The organism is Variovorax atrisoli 110B (assembly GCF_000382045.1).
GTDB lineage: Bacteria > Pseudomonadota > Gammaproteobacteria > Burkholderiales > Burkholderiaceae_C > Variovorax > Variovorax atrisoli.
Map to the genome: position 1 here is coordinate 460,954 of NZ_KB907451.1, position 21,388 is coordinate 482,341.

Genomic DNA, 21,388 nt, shown 5'->3' on the forward strand with positions numbered 1-21,388 from the left:
AAGGACGCACAGCCATGGAATTCTTCCGCATCCACAAGACCATCCCGTTCATGCGCCACGCGCTGGTGCTGAACATCGTTTCCGTCGTCACCTTCGCGCTGGCGGTGTTCTTCCTGTTCCACCGCGGGCTGCACCTGTCGGTGGAGTTCACCGGCGGCACGGTGATGGAAGTCGCCTACAACCAGTCGGCCGACGTCGGCAAGGTTCGCGATATCGTCGGCAAGCTGGGCTACACCGAAGTGCAGGTGCAGAGCTTCGGCAAGTCGGTGCAGATCCGCCTGCCGGTGAAGAAGGGCGTGACCTCCGCCCAGCAGAGCGCCGAGGTGATGGATTCGCTGAAGGCCGCCGACCCCTCGGTGGAGCTGCGCAGCAATGAATTCGTCGGCCCGCAGGTGGGCGACGAGCTGACCACCAACGGCCTGAAGGCCCTCGCGATGGTGGTCGTCGGCATCATGATCTACCTGGCGTTCCGCTTCGAATGGAAGTTCGCGCTGGCTACAGTGCTGGCGAACCTGCACGACGTGGTGATCATCCTGGGCTTCTTCGCCTTCTTCCAGTGGGAGTTCTCGCTGGCGGTGCTGGCGGCGGTGCTGGCGGTGCTGGGCTACTCGGTGAACGAGTCGGTCGTGATCTTCGACCGCATCCGCGAGAACTTCCGCCGCTACCGCAAGATGTCGACGGTCGAGATCATCGACAACGCGATCACCTCGACCATCAGCCGGACCATCATCACCCACGGCTCCACCCAGCTGGTGGTGCTGTCGATGTTCTTCTTCGGCGGCCCGACGCTGCATTACTTCGCCCTGGCGCTGACCATCGGCATCTGCTTCGGCATCTATTCCTCCTGCTTCGTGGCGGCGGCCATCGCCATGTGGCTGGGCATCAAGCGCGAAGACCTCGTCAAGGGCGGCCCGGCCAAGCGCGACGGCGGCTCCGAGGACGATCCGAACGCCGGCGCCGTCGTCTGACGGATACTCCGGGGCTCGACAACCGAAGGCGCCTGCGGCGGCGGCGAAAGCCCCCGCCGCGGTTCGCATGCAACGCCGGGCAATCCCACACTTGTGCGGCAGCCCGTCCCGATGCAAGCTCCGGTTGTCGCCAACGAATCGACCACCCTGGCCTTCCGACCTTTCAATGAGCATTGCGCGGTCCGCTTCCTCCCTGCAGCTCGCACGCGAGACGCGTGAGCGTTTCGTCTCGGCCACGGAAGGCGCCATCGCCCCCCTGGCGCGCGCGATCCGGGACCGGCTGACCACGCTGTCCAACGAGGCCGGCACCGCCCGCTCCATGCAGGAGCACCGCGACGACTTCGTCGCCTTCCAGGGGCAGGCCACCCACTGGGTCGCGCTGTCCCAGGCCGGCTGGCGCAAGGCGCTGGCGGCCAGTTCGGGCGGCCCGGGCGCCGTGCCCTCGGCGCTGCGGCTGGAGCTCATCGGCGACGAGGTGGTCGAGAGCAACATTCTTTCGTCGCGCCTAGCGCAGCTCATCCACGACAAGGCCAGCTTCGAGCTCAGCGACCTGCGCCTGCGCATCCAGCACCTCGAGGGCACCACCGAGCTCGATTCCAAGGACGTGCTCAAGCCCGAGACGCTGGCCAAGCTGCTGGTCGAGCAATGGCTCGCGGCAGGCCTGAGCCGCGGCCTCTGGACCCGCGTGCAGGACACGGTGCAGCAAGGCCTGGTCGACGTGATCGTCAAGGCCTACCAGAGCGCCAACGCCTACCTGATCGCCGCCGGCGTGATGCCGGAGATCGACCTCAAGAGCTTCGTCCGGCGCACGGGCAATGCCACAGGCGCGGGAGGAGGCGGCGGCGGATCGGGCGCGGCGCCGATGGACAGCGGCATGTCCGCGGCTCACGCCCCCCAGGGCGTGCAGCGGCCCGGTTTCGGATTCGAAGGCCAGCAGCAACAGCTTTCGGTGCCTGGCTCCGTCGCGACAACGACCACCGGCGGTTCGCCGCTGATGATCGCGCGCCAGCGCGCGCAGACCGCGCTGCTGAGTCTCAAGCGCTTCGTGACCGCCCGCATCGGCGGCGACCCGGGTGCAGCGGGCGGCGCCTTCCAGGCCGGCGCAGGGGAAGGCCGCACCACGAGCCCCGGCAGTCAGCAGGGCGGCCAGGGCGGCGGAGGCGGCGTGAGCCCCGCACCGCGCGCCTTCTCCAGGACGTTCGCCGGCGCCATCGCCGAGGCCGAGGCCGCCTACCGCATGGCTGCCACTCAATACATGGAAGGCGCTGGCGAGCAGGCCACCGTCATGCAGCAGACGGCCGTCGACCTGCGCCGGCGCACGGCCGAGCTCAAGAAGCGCGCGCCGACCACCGCCGACAAGGCCACCGTCGAGATCGTCGCGCTGATGTTCCAGGCCATCCTCGCCGAGGAGCGCATTCCTTTCTCGGCCCGCGTGTGGTTCGCGCGCCTGCAGATGCCGGTGCTGCGCGTGGCCATCGCCGAGCCCGAGTTCTTCGGCACCCTGCAGCACCCCGCGCGCATGCTGATCGACCGCATGGGCTCGTGCGTGATGGGCTTCGACGCCGCGGCCATCACCGGCAGCGCGCTCGAAGGCGAGATCCGCCGCGTCGTGCAGGTGATCGAGCAGTACCCTGAGACCGGCCAGCGCGTGTTCAAGCTGGTGTTCGACGAATTCGTCGCCTTCCTCAACCGCTACCTGACCCAGAGCGACACCACGCAGCGCGTGATGAGCGTGGCCCAGCAGGTCGAGCAGAAGGAGACGATGGCGATCCAGTACACCATCGAGCTTCGCAAGATGCTCAACGACATGCCGGTGCGCGACGAGATCCGGGAGTTCCTCTTCAAGGTCTGGGCGGAGGTGCTGGCCATCGCCGCGCTGCGCTACGGTGCGCAGGGCGAGCAGACCGTGATGCTCAAGCGCGTGGCCTCCGACCTCGTGTGGGCCGCGAGCGCCAAGCCCAACCGCACCGACCGCGCCCGCGTGATCCAGGACCTGCCGCAGCTGCTGCAGCGCCTGCGCCAGGGCATGGCGCTGCTGGGCATCGTCGACGAGCCGCAGGAAGCGCACATCAAGACCATCGGCGCCACGCTGTCGGATGCCTTCCTGTCGAAGACCGAGGCGATCCCGCAGGTCAAGATCGAAGCGATGGCCGAGCGGCTCGCACACCTCGAAGACTTCGTGACCGACGTGGGCGGCACCGCGGACCTGCCGCTCGACGCGCACAGCATCGAACTGCTGCTGGGCGTGGACGCCGCATCCATCGAGGTCATCCCCGACACCGCCGGCGCCAAGGTGCCCGACGACATGATCGCCTGGGCGCATGAACTGCAGGTGGGCAACTGGTTCATGCTCGACCACAACGACCGCGTGAGCCAGGTGCAGTTCGTCTGGCGCAGCGACCGCAAGCAGCTTCACCTGTTCGCCTCGGGCGACGGCCGCAGCTTCCTGATCCAGGCCGGTCGGCTGGCTGCCTATCTGCAGGCCGGCCTGCTGGTGCCCGCGGAAGAGGAAACGCTCACCGTGCGCGCCACGCGCGAAGCGCTGGCGAAGCTCGACGCCAACCCCGAGCGCCTGCTGAACTAGCAGACCGGGCTTCTGCTCTTTTCAAGGAACACCGAGGAACCGGCTTTGCCGGGCCTCAGGTGTTGCCCCCGGAAGGGGGTTGGCGTAGCGACACGAAGTGCGCGCAGCCTGGGGGTGAGCCTGGCTAATGCGCCGTGCGGCCTTCGCGGCTCTCGCACAGTTCGTCGAGCACCAGTGCATCAGGCTCGATGCCGGTGCTCCAGTGCACCATCAGCACGATGATCTTCAGTTCGTCGAGCGCGACGGGATCGCCCGGCGCGGCCATCGCGCGTTCGACGACGATCTCGCGCAGCCCGCAGGGCAGCACGTTCGACGATTCGAGAAAGCGGATGAAGCCGAGGCACTCGGCGCCCAGGTGCTCCTGCTCGGCCTGCGAGTACACGCGCATCGCATCGTCCGATTGCGCCAGGGCCGCTTCGGGCCTGCTGCGCGAGCCGACGGTGGCGCTGGCTTTGCCGTCAGGACTGCGTTCGATCTGCAGGCCCTGCGTTGCAAGGCTCAGGCCGTCGAGCCAGTGAAGAGCTTCGCGGATCTCCTCTGCCTCGAAGCCATGGGCACTGAGCTTGCGGCCCAACTGCTCGGGTTCGGGGCAGGCATCGCCGCGCCAGTAGTTCTCGTAGACAAAGACAAGCACTTCGAACATGGGCCCAATATAGCCGACGTTCGTGCAATGAAGGCTAAGTGGAAGCCACCCGCTGAAAGAGCCCGCCGGGCAACCGCGAAACATGCCCATCCAGTTCGAGCCCGAGCATCCTGGCCTGCAGCTCGGCGGCGCCCCAGCCGGTGCGGGCACTGAGCGCATCGAGGCTCACCGGTTCGAAGCCGAGGGCCTCCAGCAGCGGGTCTTCTGGCGAGGAGGTCGCGTTCGCCCCATTGCTGCTCGATGGAGCCGAAGCCGCGGCGACGCGTGGCGCGTGGAGCGGCGGCAACTCCTCGAGGATGTCGTTCACCGATTCGACGAGCTTCGCGCCCTGCCGGATCAGCGCGTGGCAGCCGCGCGACTGCGGCGAGTGGATGGAGCCCGGGATCGCGAACACCTCCTTGCCCTGCTCCGAGGTGAGCCGAGCGGTGATCAGCGAGCCCGACTGCAGTGCGGCCTCGACCACCAGCGTGCCGCGGGCCAGCCCGGCGATGAGGCGGTTGCGCCGCGGGAAGTTCTGCGTGAGCGGCGGCGTGCCCAGCGGCAGCTCGCTCACGATCAGCCCCTGCAGCGTGATGCGGTGCGCGAGGTCGCGGTGCCGCGCGGGATAGACGCGGTCGAGCCCGGTGCCCACGACGGCCACCGTCGCGAGCCGCGGCTCATCGCCCGCAGCATCGAGCGCGCCCATGTGCGCTGCGCCGTCCACGCCCAGCGCGAGCCCGGACACCACGGGCAGCCCCGCCTCGCCGAGCGCGCGCCCGAAGCTGCGGGCGTTCGTCGCGCCCTGGGGCGTCGGGTTGCGGCTGCCCACGACGGCGATGCTGTGGCCGAGCTGCGTGAGGTCGAAGGCCGGCGCTCCGAGCACATAGAGCATCGGCGGCGGATCGGCCATTTCGAGCAGGGAGGCGGGATAGCCCGGGTCGCCGAGCGTCACGACGCGGCGCGAGACCTTGTCGTCGCCCGCCTGCAGCCACTGCCACGTCAGGTCGATCTGCGCCTGCAGGCTGGGGGGCGGCTGCATCAGCGCCTCGGCCTGCGCATGCGAGACGACCTCGCGCAACGCGGCATCGGGCTGGGTGAAGATCCTTTCGGGCAGCCCGAAAGCCGCGAGCAGGCGGCGCGCGGCACCGTCGCCGATGCCGGGCGTCAGCGAAAGCCGCAGCCAGCCTGCGAGTTCTGCGCGTTCCAAGCGAATTTGCGGGAAGAGAAGCCGGGTTCGCGGGTCAGGGATTGACGAGGAAGTCGCCGGCGCGGGGAGTGTCGTTGATTTCGAGCACCAGCGCGTAGGAGACCTTCTCGAAGGTGCGGAAGACCATCAGCAGGCCGATGCGCTCGTTGGGCAGCTTGATGGTTTCCTTGCGCGCGCCGGTGCGGTCGAGGATGGTCTCGCCGTTCTTCAGGATCGCCAGCACGTGGCCGTTGTCGATGCCGTCGCGCGTGCCCTTGTTGATGGCCACCACCTGGTTCTGCGCCGCGAACTGCACCGCGTTGCCGTAGACCGAGATGATGCGGCCGTCGACCTGCGTGGAGGGCGCGCGCGGCACGTAGCTCAGCAGCTGGCGCGGCGGCTCGGGCAGCAGGCGGTCGCCGGCGCGCATCTCCTCGCGCGAGGCGATGATGTCGATGCTGGCGGGCACGACGGTGATGACATCCTTGTCCTCGACCGTCTCGATGGTGGTCGATTCGCCGCGCTGCAGGCGTGCCTTGCCCAGGTACTGCGCCTCGTAGCCGAGGATCTCGCCCGTGCCCGGGTCCTTCAGCGGCGTGGCGTTGCGGAAGATGCGGAAGTTCTGCACCGGCCCCGGAACCTCGACCAGCGGCGCCTCGGCGGTGCCACGGGCGTAGGCCCGGTCGCCGCGCGACAGCAGCACGCGGCTGTCGTTGCCGGCCACGATGCGCGGCGCGGCCTCGAGCGTGCCGGCGTCGACCACGATGGGTTCGCTCAGGAAGGGCTCGATGATGCTCGGGTTGAGCGTGGGCAGCGCCATGCCGGCCAGCGAGTCGAAACGGGTGCGTGGTGACAGCTTGATGGTTCCGCCGTCGCCGCCCGGCCCGCCGCGGCGCATGCTCAGGCGCGCGCGGCCGCCGGTCTTGTCCAGGTAGAGCACCTGGCCGGGGTAGATCCGGTGCGGGTTGGCGATTTCATTGAGGTTCATACCCCAGAGCTCCGGCCAGCGCCAGGGGCGCAGCAGGTAGAGGCGCGAGATGGCCCAGAGCGTGTCGCCCGACTTCACGGTGTATTCGTCGGGCGCGTTGGGCGCCAGCTCGCTCAGGGGAACGCCGGTCTGGGCGGTCTGCTGCGCGGTGGCGCGCTGCTGGGGCGTGACGGGGTAGTTCTGAGCCCAGGCCGTCGTGGCGCCGCAACTGCCGATCACCGCCAGGGCTGTCAGCGTGGCAAGGAAGGAGGGGCGCCGGCGTTCGGTGGGTCTGAGCTTTTTCATGTCTGATGGGTGAGCGCCGCGACGTATCGCTGCGCATACGAATCTCACAATTTGCTACGAATTCTGCGCTGAAGCCCTTGGGAGGGCAACGTTTTCGGCCTCCGCGGCCGCGTGTCGTCGCGGAATTGGCGAAAATAGCCACAACTTTCCCCCGATTTCATGGCCAAACGAAACATTCTGAGTTACCCGGACAAGCGCCTGCACACAGTGGCCAAGCCGGTGCAGGGCGTGGACGCGCGCATCAAGGCGCTGGTCGCCGACATGCTGGAGACCATGTACGACGCCAACGGCATCGGCCTGGCGGCCACGCAGATCGACGTGCACGAGCGCCTCGTCGTGATCGACGTGTCCGAGGAGCGCAACCAGCCCATCGTGCTGATCAACCCCGAGATCACCTGGGCCAGCGAGGAAAAGGTCGTGAACGAGGAGGGCTGCCTCTCTGTGCCCGGCATCTACGACGGTGTGCTGCGCTCCACCTCGGTGAAGGTGCAGGCGCTCGACGAGAACGGCGAGACGCGCACCATCGAGGCCGAAGGCCTGCTGGCCGTGTGCATCCAGCACGAACTCGACCACCTGCTGGGCAAGGTGTTCGTCGAGTACCTCTCGCCCCTGAAGCGCAACCGCATCAAGAGCAAGCTGCTGAAGCAGCAGCGCGAAGAAATGCGGGAGCGGGCTTGATCCCAATGAACGCGGGCCGACGCTCCGGCTCCCTCGCGGCACTGGCGCTCGTCGCGGCCGTGGGCCTGGGGCTGCTGGCCGGCTGTGCCGGCGAACCGACCCGCATCCAGCCCGGCACCTTGGCTGCCGACACCGTCCAGCGCCTGGGCGCGCCCACCGGCCGCTACCCGCTCACGGGCGGCGGCGAGCGGCTGCAGTATTCGCGCATGCCGGCCGGCTTCGAGGTGGTCGACATCGACGTGGACGCCTCGGGCAAGGTCGTCTCGGTGACGCAGGTGCTCAACGAGGCGCGCTTCGGCCAGGACATCAAGGTCAACCAGTGGCGCCAGAACGACGTGATGGCCTTCTATGGCCGTCCGTATGAGATCACCCGCGTCAGCTCCTTCGACGGCGCCGTCTGGACCTGGCGCTACAAGGCCGTGAACGAGCGCCGCATGCTCTACATCTACATCGATCCGACCGGCGTGGTCCGGCGCTATCACACGGGGGACGATCTCGATTTCGATCGGATCCGCGATTGAGCCGCCTCAGAGTCGTCTTCGCGGGCACGCCCGAGTTCGCGCGCGTCGCGCTCGAAGCCATCGCCGCCGCCGGCCATGAGATCGTGCTGGTGATGAGCCAGCCCGACCGCCCCGCCGGCCGCGGCATGAAACTGCAGGCCTCCCCCGTCAAGCAATGCGCCGTCGCCAACGGCTGGCCGGTGGCCCAGCCCCGCAGCCTGCGGCTGGACGGCAAGTACCCCGACGAAGCCGCCGCCGCCCGCGACACCCTGCTGGCGCTGAAGCCCGACGTGATGGTGGTCGCCGCCTACGGCCTGATCCTTCCGCAGTGGGTGCTCGACCTGCCCGTGCACGGCTGCCTGAACATCCATGCGAGCCTGCTGCCGCGCTGGCGCGGCGCCGCACCGATCCACCGCGCCATCGAGGCCGGCGATGCGCAGACCGGCATCACCATCATGCAGATGGACGCGGGCCTCGACACCGGCGACATGCTGCTGCGCGAGGCCGTCGACATCGGCGCGGGCGACAACACCGCCCGCCTGCACGACCGCCTGGCCGAACTCGGCGGCAGGATGATCGTCGAGGCGCTGGCCCGCATCGGCACGCTGACGCGCACGCCGCAGCCGGCCGAAGGCGTCACCTACGCCAGCAAGGTCGAGAAGCACGAGGCGCTGGTCGACTGGGCCCGGCCCGCCGACGCGATCGTGCGCCGCGTGCTGGCCTTCGACCCGTTCCCGGGCGCCAACAGCCCGCTCGATGGCGAGATCATCAAGCTCTGGGCCGCCCATGCCGAAAAGGCCCCCGCGGTTTCTCCGGCTGCGCCGGGCACGATCCTGGCCGTCGACCCGGCCGGCGTCACGGTGGCAGCGGCCGACGGATCGGCCGTCGTCCTCACCGAACTGCAGCGTCCCGGCGGCAAGCGCCTGCCGGTGGCCGACTTCCTGCACGGCTTCGACCTGAAGCCCGGGCAGGCATTCGGCTGATGTTCCTCTCGCAAAGCATCCGCAGCCGCCCCGAGTTCCGCGTCGGCGTGCGCGACATGACGCCCGTGGCGCTGGGCATCGGCGCCTGGGGGCTCATGACCGGCGTGGCCATGGTCAAGTCGAACATGAGCCTGGTCGAGGCCGTGGCGATGACGCTGCTCGTCTACGCGGGCAGCTCGCAGCTCGCGGCCATTCCGCTGCTCTTCGCCGGCGCGCCGGCCTGGGTGATCCTGGCCACGGGCTTCTGCGTCAACCTGCGCTTCGTGGTGTTCAGCCTGCACCTGCGCCCCTACCTCATGCACATGCCGCGCTGGCGCCGCATGCTGCACGGCTACCTCACGGCCGACATGAGCTACGCGCTCTTCACCAAGAAGTACCCCAAGCCGCCGCTGACCGTGGCCGAGCAGCAGGCGCAGGAGGCCTACCTCACCGGCAACTACTTCGTCACCTGGTGCGCCTGGATGGGCATGAGCCTGCTGGGCATCGCGCTGGCCAACTTCATTCCCCAGACATGGGGCCTGAGCTTCGCCGGCGTGCTGAGCCTGGTGGCCATCGTCTGCTCGATGGCGACGACCCGCCTGCGCGTGCTGGCCGCGCTGATCGCCGGCGCCACGGCGGTCGCGGCCTACGCGCTGCCGCTGAAGCTCAACATCGTGGCCGCCATCGGCGTGGCCGTGCTGCTGTGCTTCTGGCTCGAGAAGCAGCTCGGGCTCGACCCTGGCGCGGAGGACGATAAATGAGCGCCGCCCGGCCGCCCGAAGGCGCTCGCCCCCTCCGTCCGGAGGGGGGAGGAGAAGCGACACGAAGTGCGCGGATCCTGGGGGAGGGCAACAAATGAGCGCCGCTCGGCCGCCCGAAGGCGCTCGCCCCCTCCGTCCGGAGGGGGGAGGAGAAGCGGCACGAAGTGCGCGCAGCCTGGGGGAGGGCAGCGAATGAGCACCACGAATGCGACCACCGACTGGTGGACCATGGGCGTGATCGTCGGCCTGGCGCTGGTCACCGTGCTCACGCGCTGCTTCTTCTTCATTCTCGACAGGCCCTGGGGCCTGCCCGAGTGGGCGCACCGCGCGCTGCACTACGCGCCGGCCGCCGCGCTCGCGGGCGTGATCGCGCCCGAGATCGTCATGACGCAGGGCCATCTCATCACCACGCTGCACGACGCGCGCCTGTACGCGGCGGTGGTTGGCGCCGCCTACTTCTACTGGCGGCGCGGCGTGCTGGGCACGATGCTCGCAGGGATGGCGGTGTACCTGCCACTGCACCTCGGACTGGGTTGGTAGGCGGCCGCCGCCGGGCCGCCCCAAGGCGGGCCGCGCCTCCCCCTCGGGGGGTGGAGTTACACGCAGCGAAGCGAAGTGAAAAGCCGGGGGGCTCCGATTTCTAGTCGAGCTTCACGCCGGCCGCGACGATGATCTTGCCCCAGCGCTCGCTCTCGGCGCGCGAGAGCTTGTAGAAGTCCTGCGGCGTCCCGGGCAGCGCCTCGAAGCCGAAGTCCGCGAACAGCTTCACCACCTTCGGCGCCTTCATCGCCTTGTGCAGCTCGGCGTTGAGCCGCGCGACCGCTTCCGGTGGCATGCCGGCCGGGCCGATGAGGCCGTGGAAGGCATAGGCGTTGACGTCGCTGAAGCCGGCCTCGACGAAGGTCGGAACATCGGGCAGGGCGCTCGCGCGCTGCGGCAGCGCGATGGCCAGCACCCGCACCTTGCCCGACTTGATGATCGGCAGGCCCGAGGCCAGGTCCAGCATCATCGTCGGCACCTGGCCGCCCATCACGTCGGTCATGGCCGGCGCCGCGCCCTTGTACGGCACGTGCGTGATGGTCAGCCCGGCCTTCTGCTTGAAGAGCTCCATCGCCATGTGGTGCGGCGAGCCGTTGCCCGGCGAGGCGTAGCTCACCTTGTCGGGGTTGGCCTTCACGTAGCGCACGAACTCCGCCACGTTCTTCGCGGGAAAGTCCGGGTGCACCACCAGCGCCACCGGGAAGCGCCCGATGGTGCCGATGTAGGTGAAGTCGCTCGCGGGCTTGTACGGCAGCTTGGCGAACATGTGCTCGTTGAAGAGCAGCGCGGCGTTCTCGGCCTGCATGATGGTGTAGCCATCGGGCCTGGCCTGCATCATCACGCCCACGCCGATGTTGGTGGAGGCGCCCGGCCGGTTGTCGATGATGAGCGGCTGCCCCAGCGATGGCTGCATCGCCTCGGCGAGCGTGCGCGCGAGGTTGTCGGTGCCGCCGCCGGCCACGTAGGGCACGATCCATTTGATCGGCTGGGTGGGGTAGGCCGCCGTTTGCGCCGATGCGAAGGTGGAAGTGGCCAGCGCGAGGGCCGCTGCCAGCAGGGGAAGGAATCGCTTCATCGTCTCTTGTCTCCGTTGCTCGTTTTGAAATCGGTCGGGCCGGCTTGCTAGCCGCGCAATGTCTGCCACAGCTCGCGGTCGCGCTCGGCGGTCCACACCACCGGGTGTTCGATGCCGCGCAGTTCGTCGTAGGCGCGCGAGACGTCGAAGGGCAGCACGTGCTGGAACACGGGCCAGTCGCCGAAGCGCGGCGTCATCGCCGCCTCGGCCCGCGCGAAGCAGCCCTTGAGCGTCTCGCCGGCTGCGATGCCGGCCTTCACGCTTTCCAGCAGCGTCGAGAGGAATGCCTTGGTGAGGCCGATGGCCTCGGCGCAGGCGGCCTCGTCCTGCAGCACCGCGCCGCGGCCGGGCACCAGCACGCGCGGCTTCAGCGCGGCCACGGCGTCGAGCGTGCCGGCCCAGTCGCCGATGTAGGCGTCGCCCGCGTACACGCCGCAGCGGTTCTCGACCACGTCGCCCGAGAAGAGCACGCCGCAGTCGGCCAGCCACGCGACCGCGTCGCCCCCCGAATGGCCGCGGCCCAGCGACATCAGCCGCAGTTCGCGGCCGCCGCCCAGCGGCAGCGTCATCTCGCGGTCGAAGACCTTCGTGGGCATGGTCAGGCCCGGTATCTCCTCGACGCCGGCGAACAGCCGCGGAAAGCGGCCGACCTCCGAGTCGAAGTCGGCCTGGCCGCGCGTGCGGATCCAGTAGAGCGTGCCGCTGCTGGCGACGATGTCGCGCACCTCGGCGAAGGCGCTGGCGCCCATCACCCGCACCGCGTGGTAGTGCGTGAGCACGATGGTGCGGATCGGCTTGTCGGTCACCGTGCGGATGGCAGCGAGGAAGTCGCGCGCCATGCGCGGCGTGGGGCGGGTGTCGATCAGCACCACGTGCTCGTCGCCGACGACGAAGCCGCAGTTGGGATCGAAGTCGCTGATGTAGCCGTAGGCGCCGGGGCCCAGCTCCTGCAGCCGGGGCTTCTGCTCGCGGGTGTCGGAGGCGGATGCGAAGGAAACGCTCGTGGTCATGGGGTGTCGTGGTCCGTCGTCGTGGGTTCTTCTTCGGCCGCCGCGCGGATGCACGCGAGCAGCACGTCCTGGTCGGCGCACTGGTTGGCCAGCAGCAGCACGAGGCGCGCGTTGAGGTCGGCGCTCTGCGCCTCGCTGCGGCCTTCGTGGGCGGCGAGCAGCGCGGCGTAGAAGCCGTCGGGATCGGGGATGCGGGGCTCGGTGATCATGGGTCGAGTTCGTTGGCGGCCAGTGCGGTGCGCACGGCGCGGGCGATGGCTTCGGGCGTGGCGTTCGGCAGCACGGCGGCGCGGTAGGCGTCAGGCCGCACGAGGACGAAGCTGCCTGCGTCGCCAGCGCCGAGGTGGCTCGCGAGCTTTTCGTCGGCGTGCAGCGTGGGCAGGCCGCTGTCGCCGCCCACGGCCAGCAGGCGCAACGGCAGCGACGCGATGGCATCGAGCGCCGCTCTCGACTGCTCGCGCGTCGGCGCGAACCACAGGCCGATGCACTCGGTGCCTTCGGCCAGCAGCTGCATCAGCGTGGTCTCGCGGCCATCGGCCAGGCGCAGCGGCAGGTTCTGCACAGAGCGCGCGCCCTCGGGCAGCACCGCCGCGGGCGGATAGTCGTTGGCCACCGACATCCGGCCGGTGTTGACCAGCGCCCGCGCGAAGGGATGGCGCGCCGCCAGCGCCACCACCGCACGGCGCAGCGTGTGCTCGGCGGGCGAGCGCGGCGCGAGGAAGCGTGCCGATCGGCTCGTCACCTGCAGGTTCTGCTTCGCGGCGGGCTGGCGCTCGGCGTCGTAGCTGTCGAGCAGCGCCTCGCCGGCCCTGCCCTGTGCGACGAGCGCGAGCTTCCAGCCGAGGTTGGCCGCGTCCTGGATGCCGCTGTTGCCGCCGCGTGCGCCGAAGGGGCTCACCACGTGCGCCGCGTCGCCGATGAAGAACACGCGGCCGTGGCGGAAGCTGTCGAGCAGGTGATCGCGGTAGCCGTAGGGGCCGATCCAGACGAACTCGAACTCCACGTCCGGCCCGAGCTGCTCGCGCAGCCGCGCGCCCGCCACCTCGGGCTTGCTGATGTAGGCAGTGTCGCAGTCCTCGGGCATCTGGTAGTCGATGCGCCACACGCCATCGGCCATCAGGTGCTGCCACACGCCGCGGCCTTCGTTGAAGGGCGCGTCCACCCAGGTCCAGCGCTCGGTGGGCAGCGGCTTCCTGAAGCGCACGTCGCTGATGCACCAGCGGTCGGTGCTGCGCGAGGAGTGCGCGTCGATGCCCATCTGCGTGCGGATCGTGCTGTTGGCGCCGGTGGCGTCGATCAGCCGGTCGGCCTCGATGGTGTAGCTGCCGGCGGGCGTCTCGACTTCCAGGCGCACGCCGTCGGCGAGCTGCTCCACGCGGGTGAGGCGGTTCTTCCAGCGCAGGTCGGTCAGCCCCAGTTCGATGATGCGCTCGACCAGGAACCACTCGACGTAGAACTGCTGCAGGTTGACGAAGGGCGGCTGCTTCGAGACGCTGTTGGCCTGCAGGTTGAAGTTGTAGACCTCCTGCTCGCCCGAGAAGGTGCGCCCGAACGACCAGGTGATGCCCTTGGCCGCGATGCGCTCGTAGATGCCCAGGCGCTCGAAGATCTCCAGGCTCTTCTGCGCATAGCAGATGCCGCGCGACGATGCGCCGCGCACGCCGACGGTGTCGTCCTCGTCCAGCAGCACGGCGCGCACGCCGCGTTGCGCGAGGTCGCAGGCCAGCGTGAGGCCCGAGGGGCCGGCACCGACGATGACGATGGGATGCCGCACGGGCTTCGTGCTGCCCAGCTCGGGCGGCGGCGTGAAGGGCCAGACCGGCAGCTCGTAGGCCGGTGCGAAAGCGAAGTTTTCCATGGTGGCTCTGCGGCTACAGCGCGTGCGCGAACTCGGCGATGGCGTCCGCCGCCTTCGGGATCAGCTCCGGCTGCCCCGCGAGGTAGTGGTTGCCGCCGACGATGTCGACGTTGCGGATGCGCGGCCCGCCCGCCGCCATCCAGGCATCTCGCGTGCTCGGGAAGGTCGACTGGTCGCCCGTGTAGGTCAGCAGCAGTTTCGGCACCGTGGTGCGCGCGAGGTTGGTCGGACCGTCGGCCTGCGAGCGCGACGACCACTGCGAGAGAAAGGCCGTGAGCGACGTGGTGCGTCCCATCGCGTTGGCCGAGTAGTTCACCTGCCGCGCGTCGCCCCAGACGCTGCCGGGCAGGCGGTCGTTGGGATCGAGCGAGAGGTCGACGCAGCGCGGATCGGCATGCGTGCGGTAGACGATGAAGGTCTGGTCGCGCGGTGCGCCGGGTGTGCCGCGCAGCAGCGCGAGGCGGTCGAGGCACCACTGCTCGATGCGATCGAGCCGTGCCTTCTGCGCGGCGCCGAAGCGCGCGAGGAAGTCGCGCTCGTAGGGCACGCGGTGGCGCGCGTCGTACATGTCGAGCTCGGGGTCGACCGAGAGCGGGTCGTGCTCGTCGGTGACAGAGGGGTCGATCCAGTCGCGCATCAGCCGGGTGCGGCCCAGGTGCGCGGCGCACAGCGCGATGCCGTCCACGGGCGGCAGGTCGTCGGGGTGCAGGTGCGTGGGATCGCCGTCGGGCAGGTGCGTGGCGGTGAGCTTCTCGGCCTGCGCCTGGTAGAAGGCCGCGAGCGCGGCGCCGCCGGAGTTGCCGACGAGGAACACCTTCTCGTATCCGGCAGCGCGCAGGTACTGCACGCCCGCGCCCAGGTCCTGGATGGCGCGCTCCATCAGCAGCACGGTATCGTTGCCCACGAAGCGCGAGTTCAGGCCCATGCAGCAGATACCGCGCTCGGCCAGCGGGCCGATCAGGTAGTGGCCCATGAAGTTGCTCGTGGGGTGCATCACGATGGCGGCGATCTTCTTCGGGCCCTGCGGCGCGCGGTAGGCGCCGTAGATGCGCGGGCGCAGCAGCTGCAGGCCCGACTGGCTCTCCATGGCCGCGCCGGGCTTCACGTCGATGACGGCGAGTTCCAGCTCAGGCATTCGACGCATCCTTTGCAGCGGCGGCGCGCAGGCCGGCCTTGCGCTCGGTCCAGGCGTCGAGCTCGGCGCGCGCGCGCAGCGCATGCGCGTCCATCTCGGCCTGCGGCACGGTCGGCGTGGTCAGCTCCACGCGGATGCCGTTGGGGTCGAAGAAGTAGATCGATTCGATGATGTGGTGGTCGGTCACGCCCAGCACCTCGACGCCCGCGCCTTCGAGCCGTGCCTTGGCGGCCAGCAGGGCGGCCACCGAATCGACGCGCAGCGCGATGTGGTTCACCCACGAGGGCGTGTTGGGCGAGGGCAGCGCCGCGACGTCGTCGCCGAGGTCGAAGAAGGCGATGAACGAGCCGTCGCGCATGCGAAAGAAGATGTGCACGTACGGGCAGTACTCGCCGGTGCTGGGCACGTGGTCGCTCTTGATGACGTGGGCCAGCGGCAGGCCGAGCAGGTCTTCGTAGAAGCGGCGGGTTTCCTCGCTGTCGCGGCAGCGCCAGGCGAAGTGGTGCAGCCCGTGGATGGGCGGTGGGGGTGCCGTGGTGGCAGTCGTCGGCATGGCTCGTGTCTCCGGTAAGCCGGTATTGGGCGATGCCGCGTCTTATGATGCAATCAAAATTAATTCATCGATTGATGAAATAATCGTATATATGAACCTCACCCTGCGCCAGCTGCGCGCCTTCGCCGCCGTGGCCGACACCGGCAGCTTCACCGCCGCGGCGCAGCAGCTGCATCTCACGCAGTCGGCGCTCAGCGTGCTGGTGCGCGAACTGGAGCGCGAGATGGGCGTGCAACTGCTCGACCGAAACACGCGCCGCGTGCAGCTGTCGGAGGCAGGGCGCGAGTTCCTGCCCTCGGTGCACCGGCTGCTGGGCGACCTGGCCGGCGCGGTGGCCGGCGTCACCGATTTGCGTGACAAGAAGAAAGGCTTGCTACGGCTTGCCGCGCCGCAGCTCATGGCCTGCACCCTGATGCCGCGCGTGATCGCGCTCTACCGCGAGCAGTACCCCGACGTCGACGTGCGCCTGGCCGATACCCTGCCCGAGCATCTGCTGGCGGGCGTGACGGTCGGCGACGTGGAGCTGGCCGTGGGTCAGGACGTGGCGGTCGACGACGCCATCGAGCGCCGCACGCTGCTGCGCGACCGGCACTGGCTGATCTGCCCGCCGGGCCATGCCTTCGCCAATCGTCGCAAGGTACGCTGGCACGAGCTAGGCCCCTACACCTTCATCGCGCCCACGCGCGACTTCCGCCAGCGCGTGCTGCCCGAGCTCGCACCCGCCGAGCGCGAGTACATGCTGCGCCCCGCCACGCAGGAGGTGTCGTACATGACCACCGCGCTGGGCATGGTCGCCTCGGGGCTGGGGCTGACCGTGTGCCCCACGTACTCCGCGCCGCTGGTGCGCGCGCACGGGCTGCAGATGGTGCGGCTGGAGTCGCCCGACTTCCATCGCGAGGTGTGCGTCTACAGCGCGGCGCGGCGCTCGCTGTCGCCGGCGGCGGCGAGCTTCGTCCAGGTGCTCGAAGGCTTCGCGCGGGAGCAGCAGCAAAAGGACTGACCGTCGCATCCGGTGGAGGAAAAGCATCGGCGCGCGGCAACAGGCGCGTAGAGGCGGCGATGGGGCCAAAACTACAATGCAGCCGATCCCCGTCTTCCAATCTTCTCCAGGTTTCTCCAATGAACGTCATTCGATTCACCGACCTCTGCGCGCAGGGCAAGGCCGCCGGCCAGCGCGTCTTCATCCGTGCCGACCTCAACGTGCCGCAGGACGACGCCGGCAACATCACCGAAGACACGCGCATCCGCGCCTCCGTGCCCTGCATCAAGCTGGCGCTGGACGCAGGCGCTGCCGTGATGGTCACTTCGCACCTGGGCCGCCCGACCGAAGGCGAGTTCAAGCCCGAGGACTCGCTGGCGCCCGTCGCCAAGCGCCTGGGCGAACTGCTCGGCCGCGAAGTGCCGCTGGTTTCCAACTGGGTCGACGGCGTCGACGTGAAGCCCGGCCAGGTGGTGCTGCTCGAGAACTGCCGCGTCAACAAGGGCGAGAAGAAGAACGACGAAGGCCTGGCCCGCAAGCTGGCCGCGCTCACCGACATCTACGTGAACGACGCCTTCGGCACCGCGCACCGCGCCGAGGCCACCACCTACGGCATCGCGCAGTTCGCCAAGGTGGCCGCGGCCGGCCCGCTGCTGGCAGCGGAGATCGACGCCATCACCAAGGCGCTGGCGCAGCCGAAGCGGCCGCTGGTGGCCATCGTGGCGGGTTCCAAGGTGAGCACCAAGCTGACCATCCTGAAGAGCCTGTCGGCCAACGTCGACCAGCTCATCGTGGGCGGCGGCATCGCCAACACCTTCATGCTGGCCGCGGGCCTGAAGATCGGCAAGTCGCTGGCCGAGCCCGACCTGGTCGACGAAGCCAAGGCGGTGATCGACGCCATGCGCGCGCGCGGCGCCGACGTGCCGATCCCGGTGGACGTGGTCACGGCCAAGACCTTCGCCGCCGACGCGGCCGCCACCGTCAAGGACGCGAGCGACGTGGCCGACGACGACCTGATCCTCGACATCGGCCCAAAGACGGCCGCCCAGCTCGCCGCGCAGCTGCGCGAGGCCGGCACCATCGTCTGGAACGGCCCCGTGGGCGTGTTCGAGTTCGACGCCTTCGCGGGCGGCACCAAGGCCATCGCGCAGGCCATCGCCGAGAGCAGCGCGTTCTCGATCGCAGGCGGCGGCGACACGCTGGCGGCCATCGCCAAGTACGGCATCGAGAAGCAGGTCGGCTACATCTCGACCGGTGGCGGCGCCTTCCTGGAAGTGCTGGAAGGCAAGACCCTGCCGGCCTTCGAGATCCTGTCGAAGCGGGCTGCCGGCTGAATGAGCGGGTGGGGCCGCCCGGGCCTCGGCCCGCGGCCCATCGAGGAAAAACCCATGGGTGACTTCCGTCCGACACACAAACTGTATACAGTAGCGAATACAAAACGGAGACTACCCTCATGAGCACGGACCGCATTCCCCGCCACGCCACCAAGATCGTCGCCACCCTCGGTCCGGCATCGAGTTCGCCCGACCTGCTGGAGAAGATGATCCAGGCCAAGGTCAGCGTGGTGCGGCTGAACTTCAGCCACGGCACGGCGCAGGACCACATCGACCGTGCCGCCATGGTTCGCGAAGCCGCCCGCAAGGCCGGCCGCGAGGTGGCCATCATGGCCGACCTGCAGGGCCCGAAGATCCGCGTGGGGAAGTTCGCGCAGGGCAAGGTCTGGCTCGAGCCGGGAGCCAAGTTCGTGCTCGATGCCTCGCGCACCGAGCTGGGCGACGTCGATGCCGTCGGCCTCGACTACAAGGACCTGCCGCGCGACGTGAAGCCCGGCGACAGGCTGCTGCTGAACGACGGTCTCATCGTGCTGACCGTCGACGCCGTCAAGGGCGAGGCGGTGCACACGACCGTCAAGCTCGGTGGCGAGCTCTCGAACAACAAGGGCATCAACAAGCAGGGCGGCGGCCTCACCGCGCCCGCGCTGACGGCCAAGGACATGGAGGACATCAAGACCGCGATGAGCTTCCAGGCCGACTACGTGGCCGTGAGCTTCCCCAAGAACGCCACCGACATGGAAATGGCCCGCCAGCTGTGCAACGTGGCTGCCGCCGAGTACGGCCACAAGCCCGGCATGATCGCCAAGATCGAGCGCGCCGAGGCCATTCCGAAGCTCGAAGAGATCCTGCGTGCAAGCGACGGCATCATGGTCGCGCGCGGCGACCTCGCGGTCGAGGTGGGCAACGCGGCGGTGCCCGCTCTGCAGAAGAAGATGATCCGCATGGCCCGCGAGATGGACAAGGTGGTAATCACCGCGACCCAGATGATGGAGTCGATGATCACCAACCCCGTGCCCACCCGCGCCGAGGTCAGCGACGTGGCCAACGCCGTGCTCGACGGCACCGACGCCGTCATGCTCTCCGCCGAGACCGCCTCGGGCCGCTATCCGCTAGAGACCGTGCAGGAGATGAGCCGCATCTGCGAAGCCGCCGAGGCCGCCGAAGACAAGCAGCTCGACGCCGACTTCAGCGGCCAGAGCTACAGCCGCATCGACCAGTCGATCGCCATGGGTGCGCTCTTCACCGCCCACCACCTGGGCGCCAAGGCCATCGTGGCGCTCACCGAGTCGGGCTCCACCCCGCTGTGGATGAGCCGCCACCGCGCGCACATCCCCATGTACGCGCTGACCTCGCGGCTGTCGACGCAGCGCAAGATGGCGCTCTACCGCAACGTGCGCCCGCTGCTCATGGACTCGGAAAGCGATCGCGACACCGCCCTGCTGCAGGCCGAGAACCACCTGAAGAAGCGCGGCATCGTGCAAAGCGGCGACGTCTACGCCATCACCTGCGGCGAGCCGATGGGTGCCCCGGGCGGCACCAACATGCTGAAAATCTGCAGAGCGAGTTGAGCAAACCCCCAGGCTTCGCGCACTTCGTGTCGCTGCGCCAACCCCCTTGCAGGGGGCAACACCTGCGGCCCGGCAGAGCCGGTTCCGCGGTGTTCCTGGAACTTATCCGTTCCTGAAAAGGAAGCTGTAGGCGTTCAGGGCGGGCACGCCGCCCAGGTGCGCGTACAGCACTTTCGAACCCGCCGGGAATTCGCCCAGGCGCACCTTCTCGATCATCCCGTGCATCGACTTGCCCTCGTACACGGGGTCGGTCAGCATGGCCTCGAAGCGCGCGCTCAGGCGGATGGCTTCGAGCGTGCCCTCGTTGGGCAGGCCGTACTCGGGGCCGCCGAAGCGGCGGTCGAGCACGATGTCCTTCTCGGTGATGTCGCGGCCCAGCTCCACCAGCTCGGCCGTGTTCTTCGCGATGCGCAGGATCTGGTCGAAGGTCTGCTGCGGCTTGGCCGAAGCGTCGATGCCGATCACGCGGTCGGCGCGGCCGTCGGCGGCGAAGCCCACCACCATGCCGGCCTGCGTGCTGCCCGTGACCGAGCAGACCACGATGTAGTCGAACTTGAAGCCCAGTTCGGCCTCCTGCTGGCGCACTTCCTCGGCGAAGCCGACGAAGCCCAGGCCGCCGCGCGGATGCTCCGAGCAGCCCGCGGGAATCGGGAACGGCTTGCCGCCGGCCTGGCGGACGCTCTCCATGGCGTCTTCCCAGCTCTTGCGGATGCCGATGTCGAAGCCCGCTGCGTCCAGGCGCACGTCGGCGCCCATGATGCGTGACATCTCGATGTTGCCGACCCGGTCGTACACCGCGTCGGAGTAGTTGACCCAGTTCTCCTGTACCAGCACGCACTTCATTCCGAGGTGCGCCGCCACCGCGGCCACCTGCCGCGTCTGGTTCGACTGGATGCCGCCGATGGACACCAGCGTGTCGTAGCCGCCTTCGAGCGCCTCGGGAATCAGGTATTCGAGCTTGCGCGTCTTGTTGCCGCCGAAGGCCAGGCCGCTGTTGCAGTCCTCGCGCTTGGCATAGAGGTCGACCTTGCCGCCCAGGTGGGCGCTCAGGCGCTTGAGCGGCTGGATGGGCGTGGGGCCGAAGGTCAGCGGGTAGCGGGGAAACTTCTCGAGGTTCATGGCGGCAGTTCCAGGAAATGGAGGAAAGAAGGAGGGGTGTCGAAGCCTCCATAGTAGGAACAATGCTGCACAACGTGCTTGCGAAGTTTGCTGGATTTGTCAGAGAAAAAAAGGCAATATCGGGAAAGTGAATGCTTTCATTCCGATGAAAACAAGATGAGCACAACAAAATTGCGTGACTCCCCGGAGCTCGACCGCACCGACCGCGCCATCCTGCGCACCATGCAGCGCGACGCCTCGCTGTCGAACGTGGCGCTGGCCGCCAAGGTCAACCTGAGCCCGGCCGCCTGCCTGCGCCGCGTGGAGCGGCTCAAGGCGGCGGGCCTCATCAAGGGCATCGTCGCGCTGCTCGACCCCGACGCGCTCGACGCCAGCATGCTCGTGATGATCGGCGTGGTGCTCGACCGCTCCACGCCCGATTCCTTCTCCGACTTCGAGAAGGCCGCCCAGAAGGTCTCGGGCTGCCTCGAATGCCACGTGGTCTCGGGCGAGTTCGACTACTTCATGCTCGTGCGCACCCGCGACAACGACAGCTTCAACCGCCTGCACGCCGAGCAGCTGCTGTACCTGCCGGGGGTGCGCCAGATCCGCACCTTCGTCGTGCTCAAGCAGGTGCTTTCGACCACGCAGCTGCCTGTCTGACACGACCGGCGAAACCGCCGTCCAGCTGTCTGCGTACAGCA

General features: G+C 68.8%; 21 protein-coding genes. 11 read left to right on the forward strand and 10 right to left on the reverse strand.

From position 1 onward, the window contains the following. Nucleotides 1-14: 14 nt before the first annotated feature. Entirely contained in the window at nt 15-968 is a 954-nt protein-coding gene (secF, locus tag G369_RS0110170; RefSeq protein WP_019653897.1) for a protein translocase subunit SecF, read from the forward strand. 166 nt (nt 969-1,134) lie between these two features. Then, the gene (locus tag G369_RS0110175; RefSeq protein ID WP_019653898.1) at nt 1,135-3,552 is read left to right on the forward strand and encodes a DUF1631 family protein; all 2,418 of its coding nucleotides are present in this window, start codon (nt 1,135-1,137) and stop codon (nt 3,550-3,552) included. A 124-nt stretch (nt 3,553-3,676) separates the two neighbouring features. Here G369_RS0110175 and G369_RS0110180 read toward each other — a convergent pair whose 3' ends face one another. The 3 genes from G369_RS0110180 to G369_RS0110190 are packed head-to-tail and all read right to left on the reverse strand — an operon-like array spanning nt 3,677 to nt 6,633. Next, entirely contained in the window at nt 3,677-4,195 is a 519-nt protein-coding gene (locus G369_RS0110180) for a Smg family protein (protein ID WP_019653899.1), read from the reverse strand. A 34-nt stretch (nt 4,196-4,229) separates the two neighbouring features. Beyond that, nucleotides 4,230-5,381 carry a DNA-processing protein DprA gene (dprA, locus tag G369_RS0110185; protein ID WP_019653900.1) on the reverse strand — a complete coding sequence of 384 codons (1,152 nt, stop codon included), beginning with the start codon at nt 5,379-5,381 and terminating at the stop codon, nt 4,230-4,232. A gap of 34 nt (nt 5,382-5,415) precedes the next feature. Beyond that, nucleotides 5,416-6,633 (reverse strand): LysM peptidoglycan-binding domain-containing protein, encoded by a 1,218-nt coding sequence (locus tag G369_RS0110190; protein WP_019653901.1) that lies wholly within the window; start codon nt 6,631-6,633, stop codon nt 5,416-5,418. Nucleotides 6,634-6,792: 159 nt separating this feature from the next. Here G369_RS0110190 and def point away from each other — a divergent pair, with 159 nt between their 5' ends. The 5 genes from def to G369_RS0110215 all read left to right on the forward strand — a co-directional run bounded on the left by def (nt 6,793) and on the right by G369_RS0110215 (nt 10,074). Next, nucleotides 6,793-7,311: a peptide deformylase gene (gene def, locus G369_RS0110195; RefSeq protein WP_019653902.1), complete on the forward strand. Its 519-nt coding sequence runs from the start codon at nt 6,793-6,795 to the stop codon at nt 7,309-7,311. A gap of 5 nt (nt 7,312-7,316) precedes the next feature. Next, a complete protein-coding gene (locus G369_RS0110200; RefSeq protein ID WP_019653903.1) occupies nt 7,317-7,832 on the forward strand; it encodes a hypothetical protein in 516 nt (171 codons plus the stop codon). Then, complete coding sequence (gene fmt, locus G369_RS0110205; RefSeq protein ID WP_019653904.1) at nt 7,829-8,794, forward strand: methionyl-tRNA formyltransferase; 966 nt, start codon at nt 7,829-7,831, stop codon at nt 8,792-8,794. Before G369_RS0110200 ends, fmt begins: the two co-directional genes overlap by 4 nt. Beyond that, nucleotides 8,794-9,534 (forward strand): AzlC family ABC transporter permease, encoded by a 741-nt coding sequence (locus G369_RS0110210; protein WP_019653905.1) that lies wholly within the window; start codon nt 8,794-8,796, stop codon nt 9,532-9,534. Before fmt ends, G369_RS0110210 begins: the two co-directional genes overlap by 1 nt. 192 nt (nt 9,535-9,726) lie before the next feature. Then, nucleotides 9,727-10,074 (forward strand): AzlD domain-containing protein, encoded by a 348-nt coding sequence (locus G369_RS0110215; RefSeq protein WP_019653906.1) that lies wholly within the window; start codon nt 9,727-9,729, stop codon nt 10,072-10,074. A gap of 100 nt (nt 10,075-10,174) precedes the next feature. On the opposite strand, the gene G369_RS0110220 is transcribed toward G369_RS0110215, so the two are convergent. From G369_RS0110220 to G369_RS0110245, 6 genes are read right to left on the reverse strand one after another with little or no spacing between them, the layout of a single operon-like run. Continuing rightward, complete coding sequence (locus tag G369_RS0110220; protein ID WP_019653907.1) at nt 10,175-11,149, reverse strand: Bug family tripartite tricarboxylate transporter substrate binding protein; 975 nt, start codon at nt 11,147-11,149, stop codon at nt 10,175-10,177. 47 nt (nt 11,150-11,196) lie between these two features. Then, nucleotides 11,197-12,159, reverse strand: a complete 963-nt coding sequence (locus tag G369_RS0110225; protein WP_019653908.1) for an MBL fold metallo-hydrolase — start codon at nt 12,157-12,159, stop codon at nt 11,197-11,199. Then, nucleotides 12,156-12,368: a DUF2783 domain-containing protein gene (locus G369_RS0110230; RefSeq protein ID WP_019653909.1), complete on the reverse strand. Its 213-nt coding sequence runs from the start codon at nt 12,366-12,368 to the stop codon at nt 12,156-12,158. The genes G369_RS0110225 and G369_RS0110230 overlap by 4 nt, the downstream gene beginning before the upstream one ends. Further along, nucleotides 12,365-14,017, reverse strand: coding sequence for an FAD-dependent oxidoreductase (locus tag G369_RS0110235; RefSeq protein WP_019653910.1), 1,653 nt, complete (start codon nt 14,015-14,017; stop codon nt 12,365-12,367). Before G369_RS0110235 ends, G369_RS0110230 begins: the two co-directional genes overlap by 4 nt. Nucleotides 14,018-14,030: 13 nt before the next feature. Then, nucleotides 14,031-15,152 (reverse strand): alpha/beta hydrolase family protein, encoded by a 1,122-nt coding sequence (locus tag G369_RS0110240; RefSeq protein WP_019653911.1) that lies wholly within the window; start codon nt 15,150-15,152, stop codon nt 14,031-14,033. Beyond that, nucleotides 15,145-15,705, reverse strand: a complete 561-nt coding sequence (locus G369_RS0110245) for a VOC family protein (RefSeq protein ID WP_019653912.1) — start codon at nt 15,703-15,705, stop codon at nt 15,145-15,147. Before G369_RS0110245 ends, G369_RS0110240 begins: the two co-directional genes overlap by 8 nt. A 91-nt stretch (nt 15,706-15,796) precedes the next feature. On the opposite strand from G369_RS0110245, the gene G369_RS0110250 reads away from it, so the two are divergent. The 3 genes from G369_RS0110250 (at nt 15,797) to pyk (ending at nt 19,586) form a co-directional block, all read left to right on the forward strand. Then, nucleotides 15,797-16,705, forward strand: coding sequence for a LysR family transcriptional regulator (locus G369_RS0110250; RefSeq protein ID WP_019653913.1), 909 nt, complete (start codon nt 15,797-15,799; stop codon nt 16,703-16,705). 119 nt (nt 16,706-16,824) lie between these two features. Then, nucleotides 16,825-18,018 (forward strand): phosphoglycerate kinase, encoded by a 1,194-nt coding sequence (locus G369_RS0110255; protein WP_019653914.1) that lies wholly within the window; start codon nt 16,825-16,827, stop codon nt 18,016-18,018. A gap of 119 nt (nt 18,019-18,137) precedes the next feature. After that, complete coding sequence (gene pyk / locus G369_RS0110260; RefSeq protein WP_019653915.1) at nt 18,138-19,586, forward strand: pyruvate kinase; 1,449 nt, start codon at nt 18,138-18,140, stop codon at nt 19,584-19,586. 102 nt (nt 19,587-19,688) lie between these two features. Here pyk and G369_RS0110265 read toward each other — a convergent pair whose 3' ends face one another. After that, complete coding sequence (locus tag G369_RS0110265; RefSeq protein WP_019653916.1) at nt 19,689-20,705, reverse strand: 1-aminocyclopropane-1-carboxylate deaminase; 1,017 nt, start codon at nt 20,703-20,705, stop codon at nt 19,689-19,691. Between the two features lie 156 nt (nt 20,706-20,861). Here G369_RS0110265 and G369_RS0110270 point away from each other — a divergent pair, with 156 nt between their 5' ends. Then, nucleotides 20,862-21,347 (forward strand): Lrp/AsnC family transcriptional regulator, encoded by a 486-nt coding sequence (locus tag G369_RS0110270; RefSeq protein WP_019653917.1) that lies wholly within the window; start codon nt 20,862-20,864, stop codon nt 21,345-21,347. Nucleotides 21,348-21,388 lie beyond the last annotated feature (41 nt).

Bases quoted from the DNA above. Each gene is read 5' to 3' on its own strand.
- G369_RS0110175 (WP_019653898.1), top strand. From the start codon at position 1,135: ATGAGCATTGCGCGGTCCGCTTCCTCCCTGCAGCTCGCACGCGAGACG.
- G369_RS0110215 (WP_019653906.1), top strand. From the start codon at position 9,727: ATGAGCACCACGAATGCGACCACCGACTGGTGGACCATGGGCGTGATC.
- G369_RS0110200 (WP_019653903.1), top strand. From the start codon at position 7,317: ATGAACGCGGGCCGACGCTCCGGCTCCCTCGCGGCACTGGCGCTCGTC.
- pyk (WP_019653915.1), top strand. From the start codon at position 18,138: ATGAGCACGGACCGCATTCCCCGCCACGCCACCAAGATCGTCGCCACC.
- G369_RS0110220 (WP_019653907.1), bottom strand. From the start codon at position 11,149: ATGAAGCGATTCCTTCCCCTGCTGGCAGCGGCCCTCGCGCTGGCCACT.
- def (WP_019653902.1), top strand. From the start codon at position 6,793: ATGGCCAAACGAAACATTCTGAGTTACCCGGACAAGCGCCTGCACACA.
- G369_RS0110225 (WP_019653908.1), bottom strand. From the start codon at position 12,159: ATGACCACGAGCGTTTCCTTCGCATCCGCCTCCGACACCCGCGAGCAG.
- G369_RS0110180 (WP_019653899.1), bottom strand. From the start codon at position 4,195: ATGTTCGAAGTGCTTGTCTTTGTCTACGAGAACTACTGGCGCGGCGAT.
- G369_RS0110245 (WP_019653912.1), bottom strand. From the start codon at position 15,705: ATGCCGACGACTGCCACCACGGCACCCCCACCGCCCATCCACGGGCTG.
- G369_RS0110210 (WP_019653905.1), top strand. From the start codon at position 8,794: ATGTTCCTCTCGCAAAGCATCCGCAGCCGCCCCGAGTTCCGCGTCGGC.
- G369_RS0110270 (WP_019653917.1), top strand. From the start codon at position 20,862: ATGAGCACAACAAAATTGCGTGACTCCCCGGAGCTCGACCGCACCGAC.
- G369_RS0110250 (WP_019653913.1), top strand. From the start codon at position 15,797: ATGAACCTCACCCTGCGCCAGCTGCGCGCCTTCGCCGCCGTGGCCGAC.
- G369_RS0110240 (WP_019653911.1), bottom strand. From the start codon at position 15,152: ATGCCTGAGCTGGAACTCGCCGTCATCGACGTGAAGCCCGGCGCGGCC.
- G369_RS0110235 (WP_019653910.1), bottom strand. From the start codon at position 14,017: ATGGAAAACTTCGCTTTCGCACCGGCCTACGAGCTGCCGGTCTGGCCC.
- secF (WP_019653897.1), top strand. From the start codon at position 15: ATGGAATTCTTCCGCATCCACAAGACCATCCCGTTCATGCGCCACGCG.
- G369_RS0110265 (WP_019653916.1), bottom strand. From the start codon at position 20,705: ATGAACCTCGAGAAGTTTCCCCGCTACCCGCTGACCTTCGGCCCCACG.
- G369_RS0110255 (WP_019653914.1), top strand. From the start codon at position 16,825: ATGAACGTCATTCGATTCACCGACCTCTGCGCGCAGGGCAAGGCCGCC.
- G369_RS0110190 (WP_019653901.1), bottom strand. From the start codon at position 6,633: ATGAAAAAGCTCAGACCCACCGAACGCCGGCGCCCCTCCTTCCTTGCC.
- G369_RS0110230 (WP_019653909.1), bottom strand. From the start codon at position 12,368: ATGATCACCGAGCCCCGCATCCCCGATCCCGACGGCTTCTACGCCGCG.